The sequence below is a fragment of the Mesobacillus thioparans genome (assembly GCF_965138835.1).
Taxonomy (GTDB): domain Bacteria; phylum Bacillota; class Bacilli; order Bacillales; family Cytobacillaceae; genus Mesobacillus; species Mesobacillus thioparans.
In genome coordinates this window covers 156,772-166,473 of the sequence record NZ_CBCSFH010000010.1, presented here as the reverse complement: position 1 = coordinate 166,473, position 9,702 = coordinate 156,772, and the positions used below count along the sequence as shown (strand labels likewise).

The window sequence follows — 9,702 nt, the reverse complement described above, 5'->3', positions numbered from 1 at the left end:
CCCGCAGAAGCAAAAAGCGCTTCTTTGTCGGAGTCTCCAGTTTCTGCGTTTCTGGGCAGTCGGCTATACTTTTCGATTTCGGTCCTGCCAATGAAGTCAAAGAACGACTTCACTGTCAGGCCCTCCGAGGCACACGATGTGCTAGACCCGCCAGCCACAGGACGTGGCGATTTAGGCGGGCAGCGCTTGTCGGGGCTGAACAAGGCGCTTGCGCTTTTTGTTCTGCCTTGTCAGAACAAAAAAAAGACCCTTAATTAAAAGGGTCTTAAAAATGGGGTTACCTGTTTTTTGTGATGATCTTGGCAATCTGCTGGTAGTCAAGGCCGCTCTTTAATTCGTACTTGCCGATTTGTACCTTAGTATGGTAGCCCTTATCAATCAGGAAACGCTCGAATTTAGTCTCATCGTCGATGATTCCCTGGCTTTCAAGCATTGTGGCAACATCACCAGGCGACATGCCGCTTGCGATGACGAGTGTGAACGGTTTTTCCTCTTTTACTTCTTCCGCCTTCTCGGCAGGTGCTTCTTCTTTAGGTGTGTCTTCTTTTGGCTGATCTTCTTTTACAACTTCGGTTTTCTTTTCGTTAAGTTTTGCAAATTCGCTGCTATCCAGCACCTTGTATCCTTTGTCTTCGAGCATCTTCTTAGCGTCCGAAACAGCAACTTTCTTTTCCGGATCTTTTTCTTTTCCGGCAATCACGCTGCTGCTGGCCCATAGGAACACGGCTGCGAAAAGCAGTCCTAATGCAAATGCTTGAGCTGTTCGTTTATTCATACGATCTGTCCTTTATCAACGAATTCATTAATGATTTCCTGGACTTCCTGAGTTGAAAGCGATGATTGCTTTGCGATCTGGTTTAAGTCCATTCCTTGCTGGGCGAGCGACCATACCTGGTTTTTTATGATTTCATGAATCTGCTTTTTTCCTGTATTAAATGAAGATTGCCTGTCCAGGTTCGTATCACCTACGAGCAATTCTTCCTCCAGTACTTTTAGTTTTTTCTTGATCTGGTACAGGTCTTGAATTTGCTGGATTGTCAGCTGGTCGATTTCCTCACGCAATTCCTTGTATGGATCTTTCAAAAAGAAAGAAAGTGCGAAAAGGAGGGCGGCCAGGACAATCAGGCTGATGATTATATAGCCCATCTGTTATTCCTCCCGAGCTGTTATTAGAACACATAGAATAAGTTTACCATTCAAAATTCGAAAATTCGATGGATATTTTTTTCCTGAAAAAAAATGATAGATTTGTCTTATTATGATTTCCATTCGTTGTAAACACTGTCGAATTCTCTCCATATTTGTAATCCCAATAGACTACGGAAAAATTAATGGACGTTTCTGCGAAGTGTATTCAGCAAGCTGCAAATTACGACAATTTGCGTTCATTGTGACAGTCATGAGAACGTGCTAACATAAATTTAACGAATCAATTTCAATTTTCAATCATATAATGATTGTTTTGGAGGTCAGTCGTGACGAATCGCAATCAACAACCCAAAAAGATCGAGGACCATTTAGAGGCTAGAATCCTTTCACCAGGCAAGCTATTTGTTTACTGGCACCTTCAGGAGGAAAAAGTCCGTTTCATAGGCAAGTACTTTTTGATCCCGGATGAACAGCATATTTTGGCACTGCGCCTGTATGACCGAAACTTGGGAAGTGTCGTCTCAGAAGCAATCCTTCGTCATAGAGTGTCGAGCTGGCTGTTCAAGGGAGTCAACGCAACCAGCAATTATCAAGTTGAGCTAGGGCTCAAACGTGGTGGAGAAACGTTCTTTCCAATGAAAAGGTCAAAGGTCATCTTTCAGGATTCCAGCACACAGCTAGAAGAAGACAAACCGCTTTTGCCTGGATGGTCTGGAAAGGTAAGTACCTATACTTATTATGAGAACCTTGAAGGAGGTCTCAACAAGTGAAGGACTGGGAAGGTCATGAAAAGAAAAAGATCCTGATGCTCACATGGGAATATCCGCCGCAAATTATCGGCGGACTTGGCAGGCATGTCCATGCTCTTGCAAGCGAATTGGCAAACATCCATCAGCAAATCCATGTTTTGACCAGCAACCCGTCCGGCCATCCAGATTACATGAGATTCGGGGAAGTCCATATCCACCGGAAAACTCCGCTCAATGCACAGGACCCGGATTTCCTTTCCTGGATCGGCGGTTTTAATTTGGCTGTCATCGAAGAAGCGTTGCAGCTGGCTAAACATATTCAATTCGACCTTGTCCATGCTCATGACTGGATGACAGGACCGGCAGCAGAGTTTATCAGCGAGGAACTGGACATCCCATTGATTGCGACAATACATGGCACTGAATATGGTCGAAATAATGGCATTTATTCTGATCTTCAGCATTTTATATTCAACAAGGAAAATGAACTCTGCAATCATGCAGACGAATTGATCGTGTGCAGCGATTTTATGGAAGAAGAGGTCATTTCATTATTCAATGTTTCAAAAGAAAGAATCACAGTCATTCCCAATGGGGCAAGACTAGAAGAAACTCATAAGCTTGATTTGAAGGTGTGCGAGCTCTACCCATTCTTATCCGGAAAGAAGCTGATCTTCTCAATGGGGAGGATCGTCAAGGAAAAAGGTTTCGAGACATTGCTTTCGGCAGCTGAACTGATGAGGGAACACGATGATGTCTGTTTTGTGATTGCCGGGAATGGACCATTATTGGACACATACCGGAATAAAGCAGTCCAGCAGGGACTCGAGGATTCTGTGCAATTTATCGGCTTCGTCAATGAATCGATCCGTGATGCATTACTTAGAGAAGCAGATATCGCTGTTTTTCCGAGTGATTATGAACCATTCGGACTTGCAGCAGCAGAGGCGCTCACCGCCGGCGTCCCGACTGTCCTGGCAAAAAACGGAGGCATGCAGGCATTGATCGAAGATTATAAAACCGGCTTTTATATGCAGCCTGGAAATGAAAAAGGCCTTGCTCTTACACTTGAATGGATCCTGGGAAATCAGTCTGCCGCCAGAGCAATAGCCAGGTCTGGCAGAATCAAAGTCCTTGATAGCTTCAGTTGGGCCCAGAACGCTAAGTCAACAGACAGATTATATGAAAAGGTGTTATCAAACAATGCCAGAAGGAGGGTAACGAATGAAGATGAATGCTTATCTCCAAATTGACAATGAAGAGACATATGAACCAATCAGGAAACCATTGATTTTCAGTCCTGGTATATGGATCAATGGAAAAGTGTACTGGCTCGGGAATATGACTGAAAAACTTTTGCCACATGAAGAATTATCAGTAAAAATCAAGCAGTCAAATATTCATTCAAGGGTGGAATTTTTTGATCTTTATGTAACTAACCATTCCAAAACTGAAAAAGAAGCTAAGTTGATTTTGATGCAGCGCCATGCTGAAAGTGCGAATGAACAGTTCAGCTTTGTTTCACCAAACGAGAATGTCATTTTCCACTTTGCGGATAAAAGAATATACCTTGTCAACGGATTGAATAGCAGCGGCAGGATGAAGCAGTGTACCGTGCAGCCGATTTGGAATGTAAGCACTGAGCGCCTTTGGAATTGCCGGAAATCAGGGAAGCTGAATTATCAGCCGATGGCAAAAGGCGCGGCCGCCAGCCTATTCTCGCTTGATCTGAAAATGAACCCGCGGGAAACACAGAAAAGCTGCTGTTGGTTCATTGAAGGAACAGAAAAAAGTGCAGTTGTTCAATTGAATGCACTCCTTTTAAAAAACACACTAGCAATTCCCGACAAAAAGTGATATTATAGAAAAGTCGTATGCACGAACCTAGCTTGAATTAGTTTGGAGGGAAATAACATGCGTGTAAACATTACATTAGCTTGCACAGAGTGCGGAGAGCGCAACTATATTTCTAAAAAAAATAAGCGTAACAACCCAGATCGTCTTGAACTAAAGAAATATTGCTCAAGAGATAAGCGCGCGACTACTCATCGCGAAACAAAATAAGCAGCGGGATTTTTCCCAGCTGCTTTTTTGTTTGCCTAAAACGGGGTCATGGCATGGCAGGGCGTGTCTCTATCGATGTTGAGGTTGTGTTTGTGAGGATATTGTTTGAGTTGAGTTGTCTTAATATTCAATAAATTAACATAATTAATAAGAACCTGCCAAAACCCTTTCTCGCTGCATGAAGTGAATGGTATTGTTAATACATAGATATTGTTCATATAAAAAAGTGAACGTTTGGGGGAAATAAGCATGGATGCCAAAAAAACTCTTAGAAAGTATATTATGGAAAAACTCTCAGAGCTTAAACTGCCCGAATATGAAGATCAGTCATATCAAATTGCACAGCAGCTTTATCGATCTGATGAGTGGATTTCAGCGGAAACAGTGGCTGTCACTGTGTCGAAGGCTCCTGAAGTTGATACTTTGCAGATTATCAGGATGGGCTGGGAGCAAGGCAAAAGAATGGTCATCCCAAAATGCGAACCTAAATCGAAACGTCTCGATTTCAGGGAACTGAAGCGATTCTCGCAACTTGAAACTGTTTATTATGGCTTGCTGGAGCCAATTGTAAACGAGACCGCTTCAGTTGGAGGAGATGAAATCGATTTGGTGGTTGTTCCTGGTCTGGCTTTTTCGGATAGTGGCTTCAGACTTGGTTTTGGAGGGGGATACTATGACCGCTTTCTGGCAGACTATCATGGAAACACCGTTTCTTTGGCCTTCAAAGATCAGCTGGTGAACGAAATCCCCGTAGAAAGCCATGACATACCTGTACAGAAGATAATTCATAGCGAAGGGGTAATCAAGATTGGAGATTGACCAGTTCCTGATCATAGGGTTCATAGCGGTATTTGCCGGCACTTCCGCCTATTTTCGCCTTCTCAAGCCATCAGGAGCTGTTGCGGCTTTTTTTACGGGAATATCCCTTTGGGCGGGCTTTGGTTTCAAGGGGCTTGTGTTATTGGGATTATTCTTCCTCACTTCAAGCTTGCTGTCCAGGTATAAATCCAATCATAAGGAACAACTGGGTGAGTTACATGAAAAGGGCTCGGCAAGGGATTGGGCACAGGTAGCGGCAAATGGCGGAACTGCAGCAATCGCTGGTCTGGTAAATTTTTTATCACCCGATCCTGTCTGGTTCTATGTGTTGGCGATTTCCCTTGCCAGTGCGAATGGAGATACATGGGCATCAGAATTAGGTGTGTTGAGCAAAAGGCAGCCACTATCGATCAAATCTTTTAAAAGAGTCCCAAGAGGAACTTCAGGTGCGATTTCAGGAGTTGGAACTGCTGCAGCCGCGGCGGGTTCCTTGTTGATCGCCCTGGCGGCTGAGTACCTGTTTTCGCTGGGAGCAGGGTGGACATTGGCTGTATTTCTATTGGGATTGACAGGAACGATGCTGGATACCTTGCTCGGTGCCTATCTGCAGGCGAAGTTTAAATGCACGAGCTGCAATTTGTTGACAGAGAAACCTGTGCATTGCTCTGAGCCAACCGATCATGTTTCCGGGCTGTTCCTGATGAATAATGATGCAGTGAATTTTCTTTCATGTTTTACAGCGGCGGTTGGGGGAATGATATTATATGTCATTATTTAGTCTCAGCAAAGATGTCTGCTTTGGCCTTCTTTAAAATTCAGATTGAATTGTAACAAATTGTTTATAATGATAACGTTTACTCTGAATACGGGGAATACATATTTATAGCGGAAAATTGTACAATTATGTCATCAATAATAATCTAAGGGGGAAATGGGATATGAAAAATCATGTAAACCGTGTTGTCCTGGTTGGAACGGGATTCGTTGGTTCAAGTTATGCGTTTGCAATGGTTAACCAGGGAGTAACCGAGGAATTGGTCCTGGTTGATTTGAATAAAGAAAAATCTGAAGGCGACGCTATGGACTTGAATCATGGTATGGCATTTGCTCCTTCACAGACAAAAATATGGTTCGGTTCATATGCTGACTGCAAGGATGCAGACCTGGTGGTTCTCTGTGCAGGTGCAAACCAAAAGCCTGGAGAGACAAGACTGGATCTGGTAGAGAAAAACACGAAGATTTTTAAAAGCATCGTAGATGAAATCATGGCCAGCGGTTTTGATGGTATTTTTCTTGTTGCGACGAATCCAGTGGACATCCTGACATATGCTGTTTGGAAATTCTCAGGTCTTCCAAAGGAACGGGTCATCGGCTCAGGGACCATCCTTGATACAGCGAGATTCCGATTCCTGCTTGGAGACTACTTCAAGGTAGACACACGTAACGTCCATGCTTATATCATAGGAGAACATGGGGATACAGAACTGCCTGTATGGAGTCATGCCGATATCGGCGGGAAGCCGATTGCCAAAATGATAAAAGATCAGGAACATTACAAGCATGATGACCTGGAGGACATCTTCACGAATGTCCGGGATGCCGCCTATCACATCATCCAGCGCAAAGGTGCCACTTATTATGGGATTGCCATGGGGCTGGTGCGATTGACGAAGGCCATCCTTCAGGATGAGAACTCCATCCTGACGGTATCCGCACATCTAGATGGCGAGTACGGACACGACGATATTTACATTGGTGTACCAGCGATCGTTAACCGAAATGGAATAAGGGAGATTGTTGAACTTCCTCTGGAAAAAGAAGAACAGCAAAAATTCGATCATTCTGTAGAGGTATTGAGAAAGGTCATGGATCCCGTGATGAAATCATAGTAAAAAGGGCTGCCCTATAGGCGGCCCTTTTCCCGGATCAATTTGTTACCGCTTTCTTCTATTATATATACATTTTTTAATCCGATTTTTTTTAGTTTAAAAGGATAAAAATCTGCTTTAATTCCTAAAATAAAAAGGGAGGGATATATATGGTAAGAAAAGTGGTTTCGATTTTCATGCTTGGCCTGGCTGGATACTTTGTATTTGAGAACAGGTACCGGGTCATGAATATGCTTCTGGGAAATCGGTTCCTGCGCCGGGTGGCGGTGGGTTCGATCATGGGAATGCCTGGCATCAGAAGCAGGATGATGAATTCTTTATTCTCAGGACCTTCAGAGTTCCAGTAAAAAGACCTTGCCAGGTCTTTTTCTGCGTTAAAGACCTCTTTATATCTCGAATCACGTTATTTGGTTTATAATATTTTTGGAGAGGAAAAAATATAGATTATACAATAGTGGCCGGACTTGGGCGGGAAAGTAGGGGAGAAGTTGGCTTTTTTGGAAGAGTATTTGTTTTGGAAAGTTGCGGAATTCCTGATTGTTAAGAAGGAGTACCGTATTCTTCAGGTATCGCAGAATCAGGGAGAAATGTGGCTGGAAAAGACAGAAAACAAGCATACGCAGGTTGTGCGCCTGCTTCAATATAATCTGGACTGGAGCAACTGGCTTCAGCGTGACATCATGTTGATCGCCGACAATGGAGAAAGAATCCGCAAGAAGTTTGCTAAAGGAGAGTTGAAGGTCCTGAATCTCTACTTCAGCGCATATCCGCCTGTGGATGACTATGAATTTCGCCTTGCAGAGCCATACCTTTCTGAAAATGGAAAGGTGACAGTTGAATCCATTTTGGTGGAAAGGTCCAATGCCGAGGAAGCTTTAGGTAAGCTGGAAAACAGGTTCGATGATCAGCTAAGCATTGAATTTGCTGAGCAGCACTCCGGGGAAGCAATTGAGTCCATCCAAAAAAATGCGCTTTTCAGTGCGGTAGAAAGAGCAAAAGAAGAGCAATCGGTATTTCAATATGGGAAACCCTTTTTCACTTATATATTCATTGCCATCCAGGTTTTGATGTTTCTCGTACTTGAGGCAGCGGGAGGAAGCACAGATACTTCCACCCTGATTAAGTTTGGCGCAAAGTTCAACCCTCTGATCCTTGAGGGAGAATGGTGGCGCTTTTTTACGCCAATCATCATCCATATCGGCCTGCTCCACCTGTTCATGAATACTCTTGCTTTATATTATTTAGGAACAATGGTTGAACGGCTGTATGGTAATTTTCGTTTTTTATTTATCTATATCGTAGCAGGATTCAGTGGTGTGCTCGCCAGTTTTTTATACAGCCCGAATCTCTCGGCTGGTGCAAGTGGCGCGATTTTTGGCTGCTTCGGGGCATTGCTGTATTTTGGTGTAGCAAAACCAAGGCTGTTTTGGCGGACGCTCGGTCTGAATATCCTGGTCGTGCTTGGCATCAACCTCGCATTCGGGTTTACAATCCCAGGTATTGATAATGCGGGTCATATAGGAGGTCTGTTTGGAGGATTTATATCTGCGGGGATCTTCCATCTTCCTAAGAAAAGACGTCCCTTGCTGCAAACCGCCTTCCTGGCAGTGGCAGTTGCAGCAATCTTTTTTTCATTACAGTATGGCTTTAGCGGAAAAGCAGACCTAGTCGATGAAAGGTCCATTCTGGTACTCGCACAGAATCATGTTCAGGCAGAAGAATATCAGCAGGCATATGACCTCCTGTCGCAGTATGGCAAGACAGAGCAGCTTTCATCAGAATCCTTATTCATGCTTTCTTTTACCGAAATCAAGCTGGGAAGACTGGAAGAAGCAAAATCCAATCTCCTTAAGGTAATCGAGATGAAACCGGATTTCCATGAAGCATACTATAATCTTGCCTTGATCTTTTTTGATGAAAAAAATCTTGATCTGGCACGTATATACGCTAAAAAAGCAGTAGAGCTGAATCCCGGGAAAGAAAGCTACAAAAAGACACTAGAGCAGATCAATTACTATCTTGAAGAAGCTGCTTAAGGATGATGCTCTCTCCTGACCTTGTCTGGGTGACAACCAGGAGGTGGCTTTTATCCCTGGCGACCAAAATCAAAGGCATGGTACTGCCAATCGGGTCAACGGCAGTGCCATCGCTTTTTTTTATGCCCAGGTAATAATTCTTATACAACCCTTCCCATAACCTTCCCAGAATGTTGGCGGTCTCCTTTTTTGTAAACCCTGGTATTGGCTGGTCTTCATATATCCTGATTTTGTCCAATGGAATCGATATATAATTCGAGGCATTGAACCTGAATGTCTTTTCAGCGTTTTTCAAACTTTGTTCAAGCCTGTTCTTCACACTCTGGTCAAGCACCTTTTTCCATTCCTGTTCCTGATTGCTTTTGGCAATAGTGAAGGATTGAAGCGGGCTGAACGGTGAGTCGATCACATAGATCATATCATCTGACATTGTTTGGGCACTTGTGATCCGGTCCCCACCACCATGCAGCTCGGCATAGTGAAAGGAAATGGCGTCATACCTGGCGCTTTCTCCATATGAAATAATTTCTTCCTGGGACAAATCTGACGTGTCCTGCTCCCATTTGGCAAATTTCCCTTTTAAAAGTCCATTGACGAACAAGAGTCCCATATCCTGCCGGAGGTAAGCCTCCTGGTCCAAACTCGAATGAACCTTCCAATCAACCTGGTGCTGGTTGTTTTTTTTATCCTTCAAAAGGCTTAATGATGTGCTGGCACTTTTATACTTTACTGCATCATTCAATGGAAAAAAGGTGATAGTCTCAACGGAAGTATTGCTGACCTGCAGTTGGATCAGTAATGCAGAGACCGCAATGGCTAATGCACTTATACTTAAAAACCATAACTTTTTCATCCTGCTCATCCTTTTCCGATTATAGGGTATGCCGGTATAAACACTATATGATACTTGTCCGGATACCATGCCTTTAAGTATGTTTTTAGATTGTTTTGGCTAAGATGGAAAAAGGAATCGATAGGAAAATTATGGTCGGCTTT

12 protein-coding genes are annotated in these 9,702 nt (G+C 43.5%); 9 read left to right on the top strand and 3 right to left on the bottom strand.

Features of this window, described 5'->3' with window-relative positions:
- Nucleotides 1-277: 277 nt before the first annotated feature.
- Together ACNAZ4_RS16760 and ACNAZ4_RS16755 are read right to left on the bottom strand one after the other, a co-directional pair.
- Nucleotides 278-775, bottom strand: a complete 498-nt coding sequence (locus ACNAZ4_RS16760; protein WP_415816152.1) for a hypothetical protein — start codon at nucleotides 773-775, stop codon at nucleotides 278-280.
- Entirely contained in the window at nucleotides 772-1,146 is a 375-nt protein-coding gene (locus ACNAZ4_RS16755) for a hypothetical protein (protein WP_415816150.1), read from the bottom strand. Before ACNAZ4_RS16755 ends, ACNAZ4_RS16760 begins: the two co-directional genes overlap by 4 nt.
- A gap of 329 nt (nucleotides 1,147-1,475) precedes the next feature.
- Here ACNAZ4_RS16755 and ACNAZ4_RS16750 point away from each other — a divergent pair, with 329 nt between their 5' ends.
- The 9 genes from ACNAZ4_RS16750 (at nucleotide 1,476) to ACNAZ4_RS16710 (ending at nucleotide 8,706) form a co-directional block, all read left to right on the top strand.
- Nucleotides 1,476-1,919, top strand: a complete 444-nt coding sequence (locus ACNAZ4_RS16750; RefSeq protein WP_415816148.1) for a DUF4912 domain-containing protein — start codon at nucleotides 1,476-1,478, stop codon at nucleotides 1,917-1,919.
- A complete protein-coding gene (locus ACNAZ4_RS16745; RefSeq protein ID WP_415816146.1) occupies nucleotides 1,916-3,151 on the top strand; it encodes a glycosyltransferase family 4 protein in 1,236 nt (411 codons plus the stop codon). Before ACNAZ4_RS16750 ends, ACNAZ4_RS16745 begins: the two co-directional genes overlap by 4 nt.
- The gene (locus tag ACNAZ4_RS16740) at nucleotides 3,123-3,755 is read left to right on the top strand and encodes a hypothetical protein (RefSeq protein ID WP_415816144.1); all 633 of its coding nucleotides are present in this window, start codon (nucleotides 3,123-3,125) and stop codon (nucleotides 3,753-3,755) included. Before ACNAZ4_RS16745 ends, ACNAZ4_RS16740 begins: the two co-directional genes overlap by 29 nt.
- A 57-nt stretch (nucleotides 3,756-3,812) precedes the next feature.
- Nucleotides 3,813-3,962 (top strand): 50S ribosomal protein L33, encoded by a 150-nt coding sequence (gene rpmG / locus ACNAZ4_RS16735; RefSeq protein ID WP_192470885.1) that lies wholly within the window; start codon nucleotides 3,813-3,815, stop codon nucleotides 3,960-3,962.
- Nucleotides 3,963-4,211: 249 nt separating this feature from the next.
- Nucleotides 4,212-4,781 carry a 5-formyltetrahydrofolate cyclo-ligase gene (locus tag ACNAZ4_RS16730; RefSeq protein ID WP_415816142.1) on the top strand — a complete coding sequence of 190 codons (570 nt, stop codon included), beginning with the start codon at nucleotides 4,212-4,214 and terminating at the stop codon, nucleotides 4,779-4,781.
- Complete coding sequence (locus ACNAZ4_RS16725) at nucleotides 4,771-5,559, top strand: DUF92 domain-containing protein (RefSeq protein ID WP_415816140.1); 789 nt, start codon at nucleotides 4,771-4,773, stop codon at nucleotides 5,557-5,559. Before ACNAZ4_RS16730 ends, ACNAZ4_RS16725 begins: the two co-directional genes overlap by 11 nt.
- 160 nt (nucleotides 5,560-5,719) lie before the next feature.
- Complete coding sequence (locus ACNAZ4_RS16720) at nucleotides 5,720-6,670, top strand: L-lactate dehydrogenase (RefSeq protein WP_415816138.1); 951 nt, start codon at nucleotides 5,720-5,722, stop codon at nucleotides 6,668-6,670.
- A 149-nt stretch (nucleotides 6,671-6,819) separates the two neighbouring features.
- Entirely contained in the window at nucleotides 6,820-7,017 is a 198-nt protein-coding gene (locus ACNAZ4_RS16715) for a hypothetical protein (protein ID WP_415816136.1), read from the top strand.
- 150 nt (nucleotides 7,018-7,167) lie between these two features.
- Entirely contained in the window at nucleotides 7,168-8,706 is a 1,539-nt protein-coding gene (locus ACNAZ4_RS16710) for a rhomboid family intramembrane serine protease (protein WP_415816134.1), read from the top strand.
- Here the strand turns inward: ACNAZ4_RS16710 and ACNAZ4_RS16705 are convergent.
- Nucleotides 8,678-9,559 carry a hypothetical protein gene (locus ACNAZ4_RS16705; protein ID WP_415816132.1) on the bottom strand — a complete coding sequence of 294 codons (882 nt, stop codon included), beginning with the start codon at nucleotides 9,557-9,559 and terminating at the stop codon, nucleotides 8,678-8,680. The genes ACNAZ4_RS16710 and ACNAZ4_RS16705 overlap by 29 nt on opposite strands.
- Nucleotides 9,560-9,702: the final 143 nt, after the last annotated feature.

What these genes read in the sequence shown, in the direction of transcription:
- ACNAZ4_RS16720 (WP_415816138.1), top strand. Translation starts at nt 5,720, where the DNA reads ATGAAAAATCATGTAAACCGTGTTGTCCTGGTTGGAACGGGATTCGTT.
- ACNAZ4_RS16705 (WP_415816132.1), bottom strand. Translation starts at nt 9,559, where the DNA reads ATGAAAAAGTTATGGTTTTTAAGTATAAGTGCATTAGCCATTGCGGTC.
- ACNAZ4_RS16755 (WP_415816150.1), bottom strand. Translation starts at nt 1,146, where the DNA reads ATGGGCTATATAATCATCAGCCTGATTGTCCTGGCCGCCCTCCTTTTC.
- ACNAZ4_RS16730 (WP_415816142.1), top strand. Translation starts at nt 4,212, where the DNA reads ATGGATGCCAAAAAAACTCTTAGAAAGTATATTATGGAAAAACTCTCA.
- ACNAZ4_RS16740 (WP_415816144.1), top strand. Translation starts at nt 3,123, where the DNA reads ATGAAGATGAATGCTTATCTCCAAATTGACAATGAAGAGACATATGAA.
- rpmG (WP_192470885.1), top strand. Translation starts at nt 3,813, where the DNA reads ATGCGTGTAAACATTACATTAGCTTGCACAGAGTGCGGAGAGCGCAAC.
- ACNAZ4_RS16715 (WP_415816136.1), top strand. Translation starts at nt 6,820, where the DNA reads ATGGTAAGAAAAGTGGTTTCGATTTTCATGCTTGGCCTGGCTGGATAC.
- ACNAZ4_RS16760 (WP_415816152.1), bottom strand. Translation starts at nt 775, where the DNA reads ATGAATAAACGAACAGCTCAAGCATTTGCATTAGGACTGCTTTTCGCA.